Below are 17957 nucleotides of genomic sequence, written 5' to 3'. Positions count from 1 at the left end.
GGGCGGGCAGGGAGAGTAACCCCGGCGGACTGGGGGCGTCAAAGCTCCGCGCGCGAACGCGCCGCGGTCATGGCGACGCTGGCGTGCTCGTCCGGAGCGATCTCACACTGTTGTCGTGCCCGCGCTCGCGGCCTCGTCCGGCGTGATCCCAGGATGAAGTCGCGTCCGCGTCCCGGCGCATTCGCCGCTGGTGCACCGCCGCGAACCCTCCATGTGGGTCGCGTGCGGTAGCGGGCGTGGCGGCCCGCCTCGCGGCGGCCTATGCTGCGCTGAGACACATCACCCGCGGCGTCCGCCCGACGCCGAACCACGAGGAAGGAACCCTCCGATGCTCCGATCGAACACCGTCCGGCGCGTACGCGCGCTGGTTTCGCTCCCGCTCCTGCTGGCGATCGCCCTGCTCACTGGCTGCCGCGCCGGTGGCCCCGCCGCGGAAGCTCCGGCGGGCCCGTGGGGTGGCGCGCGCCTCGTTCAGCCCGCCGAACTCGCCGCGCAGCTGGCGGATTCCGCGGCGGCGAAGCCCCTTCTGCTGCACGTCGGCGTCGCGGCGCTCTACCGCCAGGGCGCGATTCCGAACTCGCGCTACGTCGGACCCGCTTCGGAAGCGCGGGGCATTGACGCGATGCTCGCGGCGGTCAAGGACGAACCGAAGGACCGGGACATCGTCATCTACTGCGGCTGCTGCCCCGCGGTGCACTGCCCGAACATGAAGGCGGCTTTCGCGGCGATGCGCGAGGCCGGCTTCACGAACGTGAAGGCGCTGTGGATCGAGCAGGACTTCGAACGCGATTGGGCGAGCCACGGTTATCCCACGGAGAAGCCGGCTTCGTAGCTCGCGCACCACGCCGCGGGCGTAGCCCCCCGCGGCCCGGCCCCGCGAATGCGGAGCCGGGCCGCGCGGCTTACTTCACGCGGATCGCCCGCCGCACGACGCGCTGGTTGCGGGACTCGGCCGAGAAGAAGTAGAGCCCGCTCGGCACGGACCGGCCCTGCGCGTCGCGACCGTCCCACAGGCGGGAGAAGCGGCCCGCGGGCAGGTCGCCGTCCTCGAGCAGACGGACCAGCCGGCCGGCGCTGTCGTGGATCGCGACCCGGACCCGGTCGGCGCGCGGCACGTCGAACTGGATCAGCGTCGTGGACTCGAACGGGTTCGGCACGTTGGGCGCGAGCGCGAGCCCGGCCGTGGGCCCCGAGGTCGTGCCCCGGTCGAGCGTCAGGCGCTGCAGCACGCGCTCGCCGCTTTCGGTGACCTCGGTCAGTTCGTAGGTCAGCGACGGCGCGTCGCCCGGCGCCCCGTCCACCAGTTCGTGATCGCCCGAGCCGGAGATCGGCGCGTCGTTGAGCCGGACGCGTTCGACCCCGTCGGCCGCGAGCCGGTAGAGGTTCGTGGACACCGTGGCGCCGTCCGCCGACAGCTCCCACTCGATCCGCACCGCGCCGCCCGACAGCGCGACGGCCTGGAAACGCGTCACCAGCGTGGCCGTGGGCCCCATGGGGCTGAGCGCCATGAGCGCGTACGAGGACATGTGCACGTCGTTGCGCGCCGCCTTCGACGTGCCGCCGCCCGCGTAGTTGCCGGCCCCGGTGATGGACGCGTCGGCGAGATTCATGAGGAAGCCGGTCGAGTCCCACGCCGCGAAGCCGTTGAAGGCGTAGAGCGCGTAGCCGGTCGAGCCGTCGCCGTTGACGTTGCCCGTCATCGTCGTGCGCGCGGGCATCGTCGAGGCGTACACGACATCGCGGAACGCCGCGGCGAAGCTCTTCATGTTCACGGGGTCGGAGTAGAACGGCATGCCCTCGAGGTTCATCTCGAGGACCGCCCGCATGTAGTAGTTGGCGTAGTTGACGGGCTGCCAGTTGACGGAGCTCGGGGCCGTCTCCTTCGTCCAGCGGAACGCCTGCGGCCGCGCCGGGTTCACGTGATTGGCGCCGCTCAACTCGGCGACGATCTGGTTCTCGCGGTCGCGGTAGAAGGTGTTGCCCGTCAGCTTCCACAGGTAGTGCGCGAGCCGCCAGTTCGCCGAGCGCGGTTCGGTGTCGGGCTTGTAGAACGCCGCGTACGGCGTGTTCCAGGCGGTCAGCGGGTTGCCGCCGGCGCGCGCGTACCACTTGGCGAGGAACTGCGTCTCGAGCCAGTTGCGCCAGAAGTCGGCCGCGACGCCGTAGCGCGGGTCGAGGTCGCGGTTGGCGTTCAGCGCCCACGCCCACAGCGCGACGTTGCCCGAGCAGATGGACTCGTCGAGCCAGTTGATGTCCTTGCCGTAGTAGGTGGCGTTCGACGGGTCAATGAGCCACAGCCAGCTCGTGTAGCCGTCCGTCGTGCCGTCGAGCCAGGCGTCGCGCAGCGAGCCGCGCGCCATCTCGGTCAGGTCGTAGACGCGGTCGAGGAACTGCGCCTCGCCGGTCGCCCGGTAGGCCATGATGAGCGATTCGACGTAGTCGCCGCCGCCGCGCCCGAGGTCGTAGGCGTCGCCGGTGGTCATCATGTTGTTGGCGAGCACTTCGCTGCCGGTCATCGCGGCGAGCAGCCGGTCGTGCCACACCTGCTCCTGCGGCGTCAGCGCGGCGGGCGACGCGGGGCGCGGATGCCAGGGCAGCGAACCGCGCTCCCGGGCGGAGGCGGCGGGCGAAATCAGCAGAACGGACGGGAGCAGCGCGAGCCAGGCGAGCAGGCCCGTGCGCAGGGAGGCGCGACGCATGAAACCTCCGACGTCACCTCGATGTGGGGCTCGAGAAGCGACGAAACGATCTGGGTGGACGGAGTGCGAGCCCTGCCTGTGGGGTGGCGTGCTCTGTGGCCCACCCTACCCCATCGAGGGTCCGCCGGGTCAAGGCGATCATCGGCAACCCGGCGCCACGGCCACAGCGTTCTTCGCGTTCCGATGGGCTCGGATTCGGAACGGCGGGTGCTTCGGCCCGCGGCATTGCATTCCGCAGCCCGGCTCGCGGCCGTCCCGGATCCACCCGGTTCGTCGCCGCGGGCGCCGCCTACATCTTGCGGCGGCGGCGGTCGGGAGCGTTGCGCTGCGGGCGGCGGCCGTGCTCGACGGCGGCGGGTCCGGGTGTGCCGGCGCGGCTGATGCCGGGCAGCGGCGGACCTGTGGCGGCGCCGCGCGGGCCGCGGTCGTCGGCGGGTCCGCGCCGGGAGCGGTCCTGTCCGTCGCGACCACCGCCCTCGAAGCGGCGCCCGCCCTGCGGAGGGACCGCCGACATCGGCTTGCGGTAGTCGAAGTCGGGTAGCGTCACGCGTGGGATCGAGCGGCCGAGGAACTTCTCGATCGCCACGACGTCGGCCTTTTCCTCCGGGCTCATCAGCGTGAAGGCGTCGCCCACCGCCTGCACCCGGCCGGTGCGGCCGATGCGGTGAACGTAGTCCTCGGGACCGTGCGGGACGTCGAAGTTGATGACGTGCGAGATGTCGTCCACGTCAATGCCGCGCGAGGCGATGTCGGTCGCGACCAGGATCGCGATCCGTCCGCGCTTGAGGTCCGACAGGGCCCGCTCGCGCTGGCTCTGGGTCCGGTCGCCGTGCAGGGCGGCGACGCTGTGGCCGCGGGCCTTGAGCTGGCGCGCCAGCCGGTCGGCGCCGTGCTTGGTGCGCGTGAAGACGATGGCGCTGCCCACGTCCGAGGTGGTCAGCATCTGGTCGAGCAGGTCGAGCTTGAGATGGCGAGGGACCGGGTAGATCGCCTGCGTGATGCCCGCCGCCGGCCGCGAGGGCGGCGCGAGATCCACGCGCTGGGGATTGCGCAGCGCCTCGCTCGCGACCTTGTTGAGGTCGGGCGGCATGGTGGCGCTGAACATGAGCGTCTGGCGCTTCTCGGGCAGCAGCCGGAGGATGCGCCGCAGGTCCGGCGCGAAGCCCATGTCCACCATGCGATCGGCCTCGTCGAGCACCAGCATCTCGATGTCCTCGAACGTCACGCTCTGGCGGCCGTGCAGATCGAGCAGCCGGCCCGGTGTCGCGACCAGCAGGTCCACGCCTTCGTGCCGCAGCATGCGCTCCTGCGGCCCGATCGGCACGCCGCCATAGACGACGCCGACGCGGACGCGCGTGTAGCGCGCGTAGTCGCGGGCGTTCGTCTCGACCTGGGCCGCCAGTTCGCGCGTCGGCACGAGCACGAGCGCGCGCAGCGCCTGGTAGCCCTCGAGCAGCCTGGCGAGGATCGGCAGCACGAACGCCGCCGTCTTGCCGGTGCCGGTCTGGGCCGCGCCGATCAGGTCGTGGCCTTCGAGGATGAGCGGAATGGCGCGCTGCTGGATGGGCGTTGGGGCGGTGTAGCCGGCGGCGCGCACGCCCTTGACCAGGGGCGCGGGCAGGCCGAGACGTGCGAAGGGCACCGGGAGTCCTCGTGCGGGGTGGGCGTGCGAAGCGAGCGGGCGCCACCATACCCGAAGCGCCGGCGTTCATCGAACCGGCCCAAGGCCCGCGCCACCGGGACCGGCGGCGTGGCCGGGGCCCGAAGCCCCTCCCTCGATCGGCACGCGCGGAACCGGCAAGGCCCCCGGGAGGCGGCCCGGCCATGAAACACGCGCGCGATATGACCGCCGTCATACCGGCCCGCCGCCGCACGACCGAACTTCCCTCCCGATGACGGCCGAACGGTTCCGTGGTGGAGCCGCCCGAGACCGCCGGGAGGTCGCGATGGACGAGTCGAAACCCGCTCGCGGGACGGAAGAGAAGGTTCCGCTCGGTCAGCGGCTTTATGACCGGCCGTTCCTGCTTCTGATCCTGGGCATCGTCGTGATGCTCGCGTTCTACACGCTCTGGGGACTGGTCGAAATCCTGTCACTCAAGCAGGCGCCGCTGCCATGAACCCCGAGGAGGGATCCCGTGTCCGCGCATGAATTCCATTCCGCGCTGGTTCCGCCCCAGGGCATCTGGTGGCTGCCGGCGCACCGCCAGGAAAAGACCTGGGTGGCGATCGCCTTCATCTGGTGTCTCGTGCTGTTCGCGATGATGCCGCTCTGGCACTTCCGCGGCGGACAGAACCCGTCCGGCATCCGCTACCGCGTCACGCCGGAGGCCTACGTCGCCCGCGTCGACCGCTTCGTCGAGGAATACCAGGTCGGTGAGGAGAGCGGCATTCCGGTCGTCGCGCCCCCTCCCGGCGCCGACGTCTACCTGCTCGGCCGAATGTGGCAGTGGTACCCGGTGCTGAAGCTCAAGAAGGGCGTGCAGTACACGCTGCACCTGTCGTCCTCCGACCTGAATCACGGCTTCAGCCTCTATCCCGTCAACCTCAACTTCCAGGTCGTGCCCGGCTACGACTACGGGCTGCGGGTCGTGCCCAATCGCTCGGGCGATTTCCGGATCATCTGCAACGAGTTCTGCGGCATCGGCCACCACCTGATGGTCGGCAAGGTCCTCGTCGAGGACTGAAAGGAGGAACCATGAGTGCGATCGAAACATTCGCCGAACGGTTCCGCACCTGTCCGGTGACGGGACTGAAGGTCAATCGGGACTCGGAACTGCTCATCCGCGCCAACGCCGTCGTGGCGGTGGTCGCGATGCTGGTGGGCGCGCTGGCCGCGATCGGCCTGGTGCTCACGCGCTGGCAGGCCATCCACCTTCTGCCCGCGGAGATGTACTACCGCTTCCTGACCGCCCACGGCCTCAACATGCTGATCTTCTGGATCCTTTTCTTCGAGATGGCCGTGCTCTACTTCGCCGGTCCGGTGGTGCTGGGTTGCCGGCAGCCCGCGCCGAAGCTGGCCTGGGCCGCGTTCGGGCTGATGGTCGTGGGCGCGGGCATCGTGGACGCGACGGTCTTCATGGGGCAGGCCGACGTGCTGTTCACGTCCTACCCGCCGTTGCGGGCGACGCCGAACTACTACCTGGGCGTGATCCTGTTCGCGGTCGGGGCGCTGATCGCCGTCTCGCTGTTCTTCGCCTCGCTGGTGGTGGCGAAACGCGAGAAGACGTACACGGGCTCGATGCCGCTCGTGACCTTCGGCGGGCTGACGGCGGCCGTGATCGCGGTCATCACGCTGCTCCACGGCGCGGCCGTCTACATTCCGACCTGGCTGTGGTCCATGAACGTCGGCAACATCGATCCCGAGGTCTACCGCATGGTGTGGTGGGGGCTCGGGCACTCGTCGCAGCAGATCAACGTCGCCGCGATGGTCTCGGTCTGGTACCTGCTGGGCGGCCTGACCGTCGGCGGCGTGGTCGTGAACGAGAAGGTGAGCCGGACCGCGTTCGTGCTGTACGTGCTCTTCATCTCGATGGCCTCCGCGCACCACCTGCTCGTGGACCCCGGGGTGGGGCCGGCGTGGAAGATCTGGAACACCAGTTACGCGATGTACCTGGCGGTGCTCGCGAGCATGATCCACGGCTTCACGGTCCCGGCCGGCATCGAGGCCGGGCAGCGCCTGCGCGGTTACACGAACGGCATGTTCGAATGGCTGCGCAAGGCGCCGTGGGACGATCCGGGGTTCTCGGGCATGTGGCTTTCGCTGGTGATCTTCGGCTTCCTCGGCGGCATCACGGGCGTCACCATCGGCACCGAGCAGATCAACATCCTCGTCCACAACACGCTGCGCGTGACCGGCCACTTCCACGCGACCGTGGTCGGAGGCACGACGCTGGCCTTCATGGCCGTCACCTACTACGTGCTGCCGCTGATCTTCCGGCGTCGCGTCGCGTTCTGGCCGATGGCGAAGATCCAGCCGTACGTGTTCGGCGCCGGCCTCACCGCCATGGCCATGGGCATGATCTTCATGGGCATCCTCGGCATTCCGCGCCGCCACTGGGACTCGTCGTTCGCGGGCGCGCCGTTCCCGGTCGAGATCCACCCGGCGTCCGAGCTGGTGCAGGTGCTGTTCGGCATCGGCGGCCTGCTGGCCGCCACCGGCGCGCTCATGTTCATCGCCATCGCCGTGACCACGGTGTTCTTCGGCAAGCCGGTGACGGCCGAAGCCATCGCCGCGGGCGCCTCTGGGCTGCCCTCGGGCGTCCTGCGGCTGCCGGCGCAGTCGCACACCGGTCCGCTCGCGGACCAGGTCCACCAGCAGGGAGTGAAGGGCACGCTCGTGCTCGTCGGGGTATTCTTCGCCTGCTTCGTCCTCTACTACTTCACGAACTGGAAGATGCTGTCGTTCCTCTGGAAGGTGGGCTGATGGCCGTGGTTCCGGGTGTGGCTCCCGGGGGAGCGCCGCGCGTGGGCGCGGCGCTCCTGCTGCTGTGGGCGCTCGCCGTCGTCTCGTGGTGGGGCTTCGCGTTCTGGCCGGTGCCGGCCGGCGACACCTCGTGGCTTTCGGCCGCGCAGTCGGCGTGCTTCGGCTCGCTGCCGGGCGGCCCTCCGGCCGTGCAGGGCTGGATGATGCTCGTTCCCGCCCCGCTGCTCATGCTGGCGGCGATCGGCGCGGCCTTCCACGGCGAGCTCAGGACCGCCCTGCCGCGGCTCGCCCGTTCGCCGCTCGCCCACGGGATCGCGGCGGCGTGCGTCCTCGTCTTCATGGTCGAGGTGCGCTGGGCGGCCGGTCGCATCCGCGAGCAGCGCCGGGTGGCGACCGTGTCGTTCGCGCCCGAGGAGCGCGGGCCGCTGCCGGACAACTGGCCGCGCTCGAGCGACCCCGTGCCGGCGTTCACGCTCGTGGACCAGCATGGCGGGGCCTTCGGCGCGGCGGACCTTCGCGGCCGGCCGACCGTGCTGAGCTTCGCGTTCGCGAACTGCCAGACCGTCTGCCCGGTGCTCGTCGCGAACCTCGGCCGGGCCGCCCGCGAACTGGGCCCCGGCGGCGCGCGCATCGCGCTGGTCACGCTCGATCCGTGGCGTGACACGCCGGGCGCGCTGCCCGCGCTCGCGTCCCGCTGGTCGCTCCCCGAGGACGGCCGGCTGCTCTCCGGCGATCCCGACGCGGTCTGCCGGCTGCTCGATACGCTCCGGGTCGCGCATGAGCGCGATCTGAAGAGCGGCGACGTCTCGCATGCGCCGATCGTCATGATCCTCGACGCCGAAGGGCGGATCGCCTACCGGTTCAACAACCCCCCTCCCGAGTGGATCGTCGAGGGCGTGCGCCGCGTGCGGGGCCGGTCGTGAAAGCGGTTCTCCCGGACGAGGCCCCGTCCGTCGAGACGCCGCCGTCGCGGGCGCTTCCGCTCGGCCACCCCGACGCGCTCGAGCGAGAGACGGCGCCCGCGGCCGCGAAGCCCCTCCAGGCCGCGCTCGCCGCGCTCGACTCGCTGTTCGACCGCGCCTACGGCTCGCGCTGGAATCCGCTGCACCAGAGCGGGCCGCTGGTCATCGCGCTGATGCTGGTCGTGATCGCCACCGGGGTGTACCTGCTGCTCGTCTACCGGATCGGCGCGCCCTACGAATCCATGCAGCGCATCCAGGCCCAGGTCTGGGCGGGCCGCTGGCTGCGCGCCCTGCACCGCTACGCCTCCGACGCCGCGGTCGCGTGCATCGCGCTGCACGCGCTGCGCATGTTCGCGGAGGGCCGCACGTGGGGCCCGCGCGTGCTGGCGTGGGTCACGGGCCTGCTGCTGACCGGGGCGACGCTCGTGGTCGGCTGGACCGGGTACGTGCTCGTCTGGGACATGCACGGCCTGATCCTCGGCGCCGCCGGCGCGCGGTTGTTCGACTCGCTGGGCCTGCTCGCGACGCCCATCGGCCGCATCTTCGGCGGCGGCGCCGCCGCGCCCTCGTCGTTCTTCTTCCTCAATCTGTTCGTCCACATGTCGCTGCCGCTCGGCATGACGCTGCTGGTCTGGATCCACACGCTGCGCCTCGCGCGCGGACGCTGGCTGCCCGAAACGCGCGTCTGGGTGCCGGTCGCCCTCGCCTTCACCGTGCTTTCCTTCGCCGTTCCGGTCGCGCTCGGTCCGGCGGCCGACGGACTCCGGCTCGGCGACCGGGCCACGTACGACGTCTTCTACACCGCCTGGGTCCCGATCGCCGCGCGGCTCGCGCCGCCCGCCGCCTGGGCCGCCTCGTTCGCGCTCGCCCTGCTGCCGCTGTCGGTGCCGCTGTGGTGGCGGCCGAGGCGCGATCGCCGCCGCGAGACGGCGCTGCACAACCCGGCGGCGTGCACCGGCTGCGGCCAGTGCGCGATCGACTGCCCCTTCGAAGCCATCGCCATGGGACCGAACCCGACCGGACGCGGCTCGGAGACCATCGCCATCGTGAACTCCGCGCGCTGCGTCGCCTGCGGGCTGTGCTCGGGCTCGTGCGACCAGCTCGCCATCGGTCCGCCCGGCCGCGACGGGCACGCGCAGGTCCGGGCCGTGAAGGCGGTCAACGCCGCCGCCGATCCCGGCGGCTTCGCGCTCGTGCATTGCAGCCACGACGGCGTCGGCGAAGCGCTCGCCGGGCGCGCGCGCGCCGCGGGGCACCGGGTCGCCTGCGTCGAGGTGGACTGCGCGGGTTCGTTGCACTCGCTCGCGGTCTCGCAGCTCAGCGATCGCCACCGCGGCGTGTTCGTGCTCGGCTGCCCGCCGCATCGCTGCCGCTCGCGCGAGGGCACGGGACTGGCGCTCGAACGCCTGCTGCTCGGCCGGCATCCCGAGCTCAAGACGCCGCTCGACCCCACGCGCGTGCGCTTCACGGCCGGGGCCTCGGCGGATCTCGACTGGCTGGCGGGCGAGTTCGAGCTGTTCGCACGCGCCGCCGGCGCGCGAGCGGTCCCGCGCCGCCCGTTCGCGCCGGGCATTCGCGGCGCCGCCGGCGCGATCCTCGCGACGCTGCTGGGGCTCGCGGCGCTGGCGGCCACCGCGACGCTGTCCCAGTGGTCGGCGGGCGCGACTCCGCCGCAGGGAGCCGTGCGCCTGGCGTGGCGGCTGCCGGGCCAGTCGTGGCTCGACTGCCGGGAACTCTCGGCCGACGAGATCGCGCGCATGCCCGCGCACATGCGGCGGACGCAGGACTGCCGCACCGTCTACCTGCGCTATCGCCTGCGCGCCTGGCTGGACGGCAGGCTCGTCACCGAGCGCGAGGTCGCGCCGCTGGGAGCGCGCGGCGACCGCCCGCTGTTCGTCGAGCAGGACCTGCCGGCCGCGCCCGGCAGGCACGCGGTCCGCGTCGAGTTCACGCCCGTTCACGACCCCAGGGGCGTCGGGCTCGTCCTGTCGTTCGCCGACTCGCTCCTCGTCGAGGCGGGTCGCGCACGGCTCGTCGGCTTCGACACCGACACGCGAACGCTGCGCGCCGACTGACCTGTACCGGCGTTTTCCCGGCCCTCCCGGCGGCCCCCGCGAGCAGGGCGGCGGTCCCGCCGCCTGCCGGACTCAGCCCGTCGCGCTCTCGGCGCTCGCGGCGGCGATTCGCAGGCGCTCGAACTTGAGTTGCGCCGCGGTCGCGACCAGCTCGACCGCCTGCTCGGGGGAGAACTCGGCGCTGTTGATCACCAGGTCGTAGCCGTCGGCGTCCGTGACCTCGCGCCCGAGGACCTTGCGCACGAACTCGGCCCGCTCGCGATCCCGGGCCTCCATCTCCTGCTCGGCCTGATGGCTCGTGAGCTGCGCGAACTGAACCAGCGTCTGGATCCGCTGCTCGCGCGGCGCGACGATACGCACGTGCAGCCCCGCGTCGGCGCCGACGATGAAGTTCGATCCCCGCCCGACGACGACCACGCCTCCGAGCGACGCCGTCGAGCGGATGATCTCGAGCAGGAAGCGCACGTAGTCGTTCGAGTCGGTGTAGCGCTGCGCGACCATCGCGTCGCACCAGATCGCCAGCTGCGACTTCACGTGCTGGTCGAGCGACTCGACGATGCTGCGGCGCAGGTGCGCCGAGGCGCAGATGCGGTCAATGACGTCGCGGTGCAGCAGCGTGTAGTTGAAGCGCTGCGCGATCAGTTCGGCGACGCGGCTGCCGCCGCTGCCGTGCTCGCGCGAGACCGTGATCACCGGGTGGACCGGCGGACCGGCCCCCTGTCCCGCTGGCTGCGCCTCGCGGAGGTTCTTCTCCATCTCCCAGAGACGAATCTGGCGGTCGATGATGGCCTGCACGGACGGCATCGCGCTCCTCCCCGAAGTCGCCGTGTCCACACCGGGCACGCCGAGCGGCGCTGGATCGGACCCGTGCGGATCTTGCGGAGGCTTCTCCAGACCCAATTGGGCGACCGCGTTCCGCCCGCGTCAAGCCCCGGCTGTGCATGAATCGTCACCCACCTTCCGGGCATGTCCGGCCGGAGTCCCGGAGGTGCAAGGAACACGGGCCGGGTCTTCGCGGCCGCGGCGCGGCACCGGCCGCGGGCCTGCGGGCGCCCGCATGCTCGGCGGGGGCCCGCCGCTCAGCGCCCCCGGGCCACAGGGACCGCGACTTCGATCGCGCCCCGGAGCTTCGAATCCGCCGGGCGCAGGCGCAGGTCGAGCAACGTGTCCGCCACCTGCGGAACGCGGATCGAGACCGAGTTCGAGCCACGGCCACCGGTATGTCCGAGCAGCGTCGTCCATGCCCGCCCGTCCGCGGAGTACTCGAGCGCGGCGGGAGTCTCCCCTCGCCAGGCCACGACCGCCCGCTCTCCGCCGCGCCACCGTTCGTCGGGCCGCGGTCTCGAGAGCACGAAGCGATGAAAACTCGCCAGGAAGGTGCCACCCCTCCACTGGCTCGAGTTCGACGGCTCGCCCACGAGCACGTCGGGGAAGCCGTCGTCATCGAGGTCCCCGGCGCCGGCGATCGCCGTGCCGAATCGCGCTCCGACACCCGGACCGGGCAGCCGCGCGAGCGGCGCGGTGTCGAGTTGCGGCCCGCCCGCGTACAGGTAGATCGCGCCGGAGGTGGGCCCGCCGACGTCGCTCCACCACGCCGCGATCGCCAGGTCCGCGCGACCATCGCCGTTCACGTCGCCGACGTTCGTGGCCCAGCGACCGAAACCATCGCCTTCGCGTTCCCCCCGATAGGTGCGCGCCGGCACGTCGGACGGTGCGCTCGCACCGCGAAACAGCAACGCGGTGCCCGAGGCGTGCTCGAAGCCGTCGCCGCGCTCGTTGGCGACCAGCAGGTCGTCGAAGCCGTCGCCGTCGAGGTCTCCCACGTAGTGCGGGGCGCCGAGCTGCTGCCAGGGTCCTAGGCCGCGCAGCACGAGCGCCGGCGTGGTGGCGGGAACGCGGCCTCCGAAAAAGACGTAACCGCGTCCGGCGCGCAACCCGTCGCTGCTCTCCCACGGCGCGCTGACGGCGAGGTCGGCGATGCCGTCGCCGTTCAGGTCCCCTCCCAGGTCCACGGCATTTCCGAACTGCGCGTCGGGCGCGTCGCTGCCGAGCGTCACGTCCGGCGAATCGCGCATCCGCGGGCCGCCGAAGTAGACGTACACGCGTCCGGCGGGCGTGCGGCCCGCGTTCGCGTCGCCGCACGCGCCCACGGCCAGGTCGGCGACGCCGTCGCCGTTGAAGTCGCCGCAGGAGAGCGAGAAGCCGAACTGCGCGCCGGCGTGCGCCACCTGAAGCGTGCGGTGGCGGGCCGAGTCGAACGGCGCGCCGCCATAGTAAATGAGCACGCGTCCGCCTCCCGGAGACGCGCCGGACCAGTTCGACGCGCCCACGGCGAGGTCGGGCCGGCCATCGCCATTCAGGTCCGCGGCGGCGAGCGCGCCGCCGAACATCGCCGAGGTCTGCCGGCCTGCCAGTGCCAGCGAGCGTGGGAATCCGCCATGGCCGTCGCCGAAGAGCACGTGGACCCGTCCGGCTCCGCCCTCGAACGGGGCGCCGGTGGCGAGGTCCGCGTGGCCGTCGCCGTCCAGGTCTCCGATACGAACCGACGACATTCCGATCCATTGGCCCGACTCGGTCTCGCGCACGAGCGGCGTGAGAACGTGCGGCAGCGGACGGGCGGCCGAAGCGAAATGGAATCGGGGCGCGAGCCGATCGCGGACCTGCAGGAAGGCCGCCGCCGCGACCAGCGCGATCAGCACGCCCGCCACGAGCCCTGTCGCGAACCGCCACCGTGCGGTGCCGTCCGCGCCCGGTCCCGCTGCGGCCGGCGCCAGCACCGAGATCAACGCGCGCTCCATTTCTGCCGCGCCGGGGAACCGCCGGCCGGCGTCGCGCTCGAGCGCGCGCTCGATGACCTGCAGCAGCCCCGAAGGCAGGTCCGGCCGAAGGCTTCGCAGCGGCGTCAGCTCGCCGCGCGCCAGCTTCGCGCGCAGCGCCTCCGTACTCGTCGCCTCCACCGGAAAGCGGCCCGTGAGCAGGCGGTAGAGCACGACGCCGAGCGAGTACAGATCGCCCGCGACGCTCGATTCGCCGCCCGCGAGCCGCTCGGGAGCCGCGAACATCGGCGTGCCGGCGGACCCGGCGCCCCGTTCGTCCGCGTCCGAAGCGGCGCCGAAATCCATGAGAACGACCCTGCCGGATCCGGCCAGCCGGCCGTGCCCGGCGGGGACGCCTTCGCGCATCACGTTCCGGGTCTTGACGTCGCCGTGCACCAGCCCGGCGGCGTGCACCGCGGCGAGCGCGGCGCACACCTGGATGCCGATGGCGGCCGTCTCGGCGGCGCCGCAGGGACCCTCGGCCAGCAGGCGTTGCTCGAGCGTGCGGCCCTGCACCAGTTCCGTCCACAGCCCGGGACGCCCGTCGAACACGTCCGCGCCGTAAACCTGAACGACGTTCGGGTGCCGCACCTTCGCCAGCCGCTGAGCCTCCTTGAGCCAGCGCGGACCGCCCGGCGCGTCCGCGCGCCGCAGCTTGAGCGCGACCTCGCGCGCGAGCGCGGGCTCGTAGGCGCGCCAGACCTCGGCGAACCCTCCCTCGCCGAGCTTCTCGACCGCCTCGAGCGCGCCCCAGCGAAAGACGGGCGCGTCCGGGCGCGAATCGCGCAGCCTGCGGTCGCGCCGGTGCGCCTGCGCGAGCGTTTCGAGTTCGCGAAGTTGCTCGAGCGTCTCCGACAGGTCCGCGGCCGTGTTGCGGGCGCCTTCCCAGTCCACGGGAACGTCGTCCGCAAGGCCCAGCGCCAGCTCGACCAGCCTCGGATCGGGCTCGGGCGGTGGTTCAGGAGGGTTCATGCATGACCTCGGCCAGCCGCGCGAGCGCGCGCGCGACGAACACCCGCGCCGCGTCCGCCGATGGGCGCCCGAGCGCCTCGGCGATCTCGGGATTCGAGTAGCCCATTTCGACCTTGAGAATCACGGCCTCGCGCTGCTCCGCGGACAGCTTCGCCAGTCCCGCCTCGTAGCGTGCGAGCGTCTCGCGGCCGACCAGTTCCTCCAGCTGCGAGGGCGCGCGATCGGGAAGCGAGTCGGAGACGGGCTCGCCGGGACGGCGGGTCCCGGCGCGGCGGACCTCGTCGCGCACGAGGTTGAGCAGCACCTGCCGCAGGTAGGCGAGCAGCGCCCCCTCGCCGCGGCTCTCGAACGTGTCGAGGTGACGCAGCGCGCGGAGGATCGCCACCTGCACGAGATCGTCGGTGTCGGCCAGGTCCCTCGCCCGCGGCGGCAGCCGCCGGTGCGCCCAGGCCTGCAGGGGAGGCAGCACGCGCGCCACGAGACGCTCGCGCGCGCGGTCGTCGCCACCCCGCGCCCGGTCCAGCAGCCACGCCGTGGTCTCCAGCGGCGGTGTGGCTCGGGGACGCTCGTCGTCACCCGTGGGTGCGGCCATGACGCGACTCCGGATCGTGGAGGTGGAAGCGGGCGGGCGGACATCTTAACCCACGGCCGAGTCCGGCCCGCCCGCGGGCGGGTGCACGCGAGCAGCCCGCTCAGCCCGCGGCCCCGCGGGCAGGGCCCGTCCTGCCCGCTTCCGCACGAACCCGGCCGCGCGCGCCGTCCTCCGGGCGAGTCGGGAACCGGTCCATGACGCATCTCCACCTCCGTGAATGCCCGAAGAGGCGTGCCGGGCGCGGCCCCACCTCCGCAACGGGTAAACGAGTCCGCGAGGCGGAACGAACATCCCCCCAGGCCCTCCGGACTCGACCGTCCCCGGGTGCGGCGCTGCTCCGGCGGCTGGCGGTTCCGCGACGGGCCGCGCTAGTCTGCGATGGTTTCCACGCCGCCGAACTACACATGAGGATCGCGAGGCCAATGCACGACGCTCCCGACTTCCTGCGAACGCTCGCTGTCGTTCTCGGCGTCGCAGCCGTCACGACGGTGGTGTTCCAGCGCCTGCGCCAGCCGGTGGTCTTCGGTTACATGCTCGCCGGCCTGATCGTCGGCCCGCACGTGCCAATCCCGCTCGTCGCCGACTCGGCCACGGTGCACACACTCTCCGAGCTCGGCATCATCCTGCTCATGTTTGCGCTCGGGCTCGAGTTCAGCCTGCGGCGGCTGGTCGGCGCCGGCTGGCCGGTTCTCATCGTCGCCGTGCTCCAGAGCACCCTCATGCTGGGACTCGGCTACACGGCGGGGCGGCTGTTCGGCTGGAGTGTGCTTCAGAGCATCTTCGCGGGCGCGGTCATCGCCGTGTCCTCCACGACGATCATCATCAAGGCGTTCCTCGACCAGAAGGTCCAGGGACGGGTGGTGGACCTGGTGTTCGGTGTTCTCATCGTCGAGGATGTGCTCTCGATCCTGATGCTCGCGATCCTCGTGCCCCTGTCCGCTGGCGGGCCGGCCGCGATTCCGGTCAGCGAGACGCTCGTCCGCCTCGGTGCGTTCCTCGCCGGGGTCCTGTTGATAGGGATGCTCGTCGTTCCGCGCCTGATGCGCTTCGTAGCGCGCATGAAACGGCCGGAGACGACGCTCGTCGCGAGCATCGGCATCTGCTTCGCGATCGCGCTGCTGGCACGCTCGTTCGGATACTCGGTCGCGCTCGGGGCGTTTATCGCTGGCTCGCTCGTCGAGGAGTCCGGCGAGGGGAAGGTCGTGTCGCATCTGGTCGAGCCGGTGCGCGACATGTTCGCAGCCGTGTTCTTCGTCTCCGTCGGAATGCTCATCGAACCCCGGCTGGTCGCGGAGCACTGGGTTGCCGTCGCGATTTTCACGCTGCTGGTCGTGGTAGGCAAGGTGGGGGCGGTCTCGGTGAGCGCGTTTCTGACCGGCGCCGGCATCCGAACGGCACTGCAGGCGGGCATGAGCCTCGCGCAGATCGGCGAGTTCTCGTTTATCCTCGCCAGCGCGGGCTTCGCCGCGGGCGTGATGCCGGATTACTTCTACGCCATTATCGTCGCCGTCTCCGCCGTGACCACGCTGCTCACGCCCTGGCTCATCCGCTTCGCCGAGCCGGTCGCGGCCGCGGTGGACCGCAACCTGCCACGCCCGCTTCAGACGTTCGTGACGCTGCACGGCACCTGGATCGAGAGCCTGACGCAGCGTCCCGAGACGTCAGCTGAGCGCGCGCGCATGCGGCGCACGTTGCAGGTGCTGGCGATCGACGCGCTCGTGATCGCGGCGCTGGCCATCGCCACCGCGGAACTCGGTCACGGCGCCGCGGCATTGCTGGCCGCGCGCACGGGCCTGGCGCCCGGGCGCGCGCAGGAGGCGGTGGTCGGGGCCGCGGCACTGCTCGCGCTGCCGTTCCTCACCGGCATCTTCCGCACGAGCAGAGCCCTGGGCCAGCAGCTGTCTCGTCGCGCATTTGCGGATCCCGTCCCGGGACGGCTCGATCTTGCGGCCGCCCCGCGCCGGGGCATGATCGTCGCCGTCCAGCTCACCACGGTGCTCGTGGTCGGCGCGCCGCTCGTCGCGGTGACGCAGCCCTTCCTGCCGCCCTTCACCGGGCTCGGCCTGCTCGCAGCTTCTCTGCTCGCGCTGCTTGTGGCGCTCTGGCGCTCAGTCTCAAACCTGCATGGACACGTGCGCGCAGCCGCCGAGGTGATCGTGGACGCGCTCGGTCGTCGCGCGCGCCTACGAGGCCCCGAAGGCTCCGAGCGGGCCCTGGAACGCGCCTACAAGTTGCTGCCCGGGCTCGGCGAACCAGTGCCGGTTCGGCTTGTGGACGGAGACGCCGCCGTCGGACGCGAGCTCTCGGATCTCGAGATTCGCGGCCGTACCGCGGCCACGATCATCGCCATTTCGCGGGGTGAGGATGTCGTGCTGGTGCCCGACGGTCACGAAAGGCTGCAGGCAGGGGATGTTCTCGCGCTCGCGGGCACGACAGAAGCCATCGAGGCGGCCAGGACGCTTCTCGCGCACGGGGCCGAGCCTGCGGACGGGCCCGCCGGCTGATTCGTCGCGTCCCTGTTGCCGAAATCCCCGCGAGACTTTCCGCCGGAGCGCGCATCGAACGCGCATCGTCACCCTTCAGGATTCCCTCGCGCCACCCGCGGCGTGCGCCGACTTCGCGCGCCTTGCCGAACTCCCATCCCGACAGGAGCCCCGCACATGAATCGCCGACACGTCCTCCGGACCATGGCGCTCGCAGCCGCCACGCTTCCGCTTTCGACGTCCCGCGTTCTCGCGAGCGCTTCGGCGCCGGCCGCGGGCGGCGCTTCCGCGCCGCGGACCGTGCCCGGCGGGCCGTTCACGCTGCCGCCCCTGCCCTACGCCTACGACGCGCTCGAACCCGCGATCGACGCGCAGACCATGCGGATTCACCACGACCGGCATCACGCGGCCTACGTCGCCAACCTCAACAAGGCGGTCGCCGGCCGCGGGGAAGTCGAAGGCTGGTCGCTCGAGCGACTGCTGCGCGACCTCGCGCAGGTCCCCGAGGACCTTCGCGGCGCGGTGCGCAATCAGGGCGGCGGGCACGCGAACCATTCGCTCTTCTGGACGCAACTCGGGCGCGATGGCGCGCGCCGGCCGTCGGGTGAACTGGCGACGGCGATCGAGCGGGCGTTCGGCACGTTCGAGGATTTCCACTCGAAGTTCGATGCCGCCGCGGCCAGCGTCTTCGGGAGCGGCTGGGCGTGGCTCGTGGCCGATCCGGGCGGGGCGGTCCGCGTGCTGACGACCGCGAACCAGGACTCACCCCTCAGTGGCGGCGCCGTGCCCCTCCTCGGGCTCGACGTCTGGGAACACGCCTACTACCTCAAGTATCAGAACCGCAGGGCGGAATACGTGACCGCGTTCGCGTCGGTCGTGGACTGGGACGCGATCTCGGGCCGCTATCGCGAGGCGCGCAAGGGCTGAGGCCCCCG

General features: G+C 71.8%; 13 protein-coding genes. 8 read left to right on the top strand and 5 right to left on the bottom strand.

Translation table 11 applies throughout. From position 1 onward, the window contains the following. The first annotated feature begins 328 nt into the window (after positions 1–328). Positions 329–832: a rhodanese-like domain-containing protein gene (locus IT347_09595; protein ID MCC6349828.1), complete on the top strand. Its 504-nt coding sequence runs from the start codon at positions 329–331 to the stop codon at positions 830–832. Between the two features lie 70 nt (positions 833–902). Here IT347_09595 and IT347_09590 read toward each other — a convergent pair whose 3' ends face one another. Further along, the gene (locus tag IT347_09590) at positions 903–2699 is read right to left on the bottom strand and encodes a hypothetical protein (GenBank protein ID MCC6349827.1); all 1797 of its coding nucleotides are present in this window, start codon (positions 2697–2699) and stop codon (positions 903–905) included. 289 nt (positions 2700–2988) lie between these two features. Then, a complete protein-coding gene (locus tag IT347_09585) occupies positions 2989–4341 on the bottom strand; it encodes a DEAD/DEAH box helicase (GenBank protein MCC6349826.1) in 1353 nt (450 codons plus the stop codon). 304 nt (positions 4342–4645) lie between these two features. Here IT347_09585 and IT347_09580 point away from each other — a divergent pair, with 304 nt between their 5' ends. The 5 genes from IT347_09580 to IT347_09560 are packed head-to-tail and all read left to right on the top strand — an operon-like array spanning position 4646 to position 10159. Further along, positions 4646–4816 (top strand): hypothetical protein, encoded by a 171-nt coding sequence (locus IT347_09580; GenBank protein ID MCC6349825.1) that lies wholly within the window; start codon positions 4646–4648, stop codon positions 4814–4816. An 18-nt stretch (positions 4817–4834) separates the two neighbouring features. Next, a complete protein-coding gene (locus tag IT347_09575; GenBank protein ID MCC6349824.1) occupies positions 4835–5383 on the top strand; it encodes a cytochrome c oxidase subunit II in 549 nt (182 codons plus the stop codon). Positions 5384–5394: 11 nt separating this feature from the next. Then, positions 5395–7122: a cbb3-type cytochrome c oxidase subunit I gene (locus IT347_09570; GenBank protein MCC6349823.1), complete on the top strand. Its 1728-nt coding sequence runs from the start codon at positions 5395–5397 to the stop codon at positions 7120–7122. A gap of 41 nt (positions 7123–7163) precedes the next feature. Beyond that, a complete protein-coding gene (locus tag IT347_09565; GenBank protein ID MCC6349822.1) occupies positions 7164–8045 on the top strand; it encodes an SCO family protein in 882 nt (293 codons plus the stop codon). Continuing rightward, positions 8042–10159 carry a cytochrome b N-terminal domain-containing protein gene (locus tag IT347_09560; protein ID MCC6349821.1) on the top strand — a complete coding sequence of 706 codons (2118 nt, stop codon included), beginning with the start codon at positions 8042–8044 and terminating at the stop codon, positions 10157–10159. Before IT347_09565 ends, IT347_09560 begins: the two co-directional genes overlap by 4 nt. A 72-nt stretch (positions 10160–10231) precedes the next feature. Here the strand turns inward: IT347_09560 and IT347_09555 are convergent, their stop codons facing one another. The 3 genes from IT347_09555 to IT347_09545 all read right to left on the bottom strand — a co-directional run bounded on the left by IT347_09555 (position 10232) and on the right by IT347_09545 (position 14539). Then, positions 10232–10963, bottom strand: a complete 732-nt coding sequence (locus IT347_09555) for a cytidylate kinase-like family protein (protein ID MCC6349820.1) — start codon at positions 10961–10963, stop codon at positions 10232–10234. Positions 10964–11238: 275 nt separating this feature from the next. Then, positions 11239–13947, bottom strand: coding sequence for an FG-GAP repeat protein (locus IT347_09550; protein ID MCC6349819.1), 2709 nt, complete (start codon positions 13945–13947; stop codon positions 11239–11241). Continuing rightward, entirely contained in the window at positions 13934–14539 is a 606-nt protein-coding gene (locus IT347_09545) for a sigma-70 family RNA polymerase sigma factor (protein ID MCC6349818.1), read from the bottom strand. The genes IT347_09550 and IT347_09545 overlap by 14 nt, the downstream gene beginning before the upstream one ends. Before the next feature lie 422 nt (positions 14540–14961). Between IT347_09545 and IT347_09540 the strand changes: the two genes are divergently transcribed. Both IT347_09540 and IT347_09535 read left to right on the top strand, forming a co-directional pair. Next, complete coding sequence (locus IT347_09540) at positions 14962–17043, top strand: cation:proton antiporter (protein ID MCC6349817.1); 2082 nt, start codon at positions 14962–14964, stop codon at positions 17041–17043. 183 nt (positions 17044–17226) lie between these two features. Then, on the top strand, positions 17227–17949 hold the full coding sequence (locus IT347_09535) for a superoxide dismutase (GenBank protein MCC6349816.1): 723 nt from the start codon (positions 17227–17229) through the stop codon (positions 17947–17949). Positions 17950–17957: the final 8 nt, after the last annotated feature.

The organism is Candidatus Eisenbacteria bacterium (assembly GCA_020847735.1).
GTDB lineage: Bacteria > Eisenbacteria > RBG-16-71-46 > RBG-16-71-46 > RBG-16-71-46 > CAIXRL01.
The sequence above is the reverse complement of the archived record's forward strand: the minus strand, read 5'-3'. Positions and strand labels throughout refer to the sequence as shown.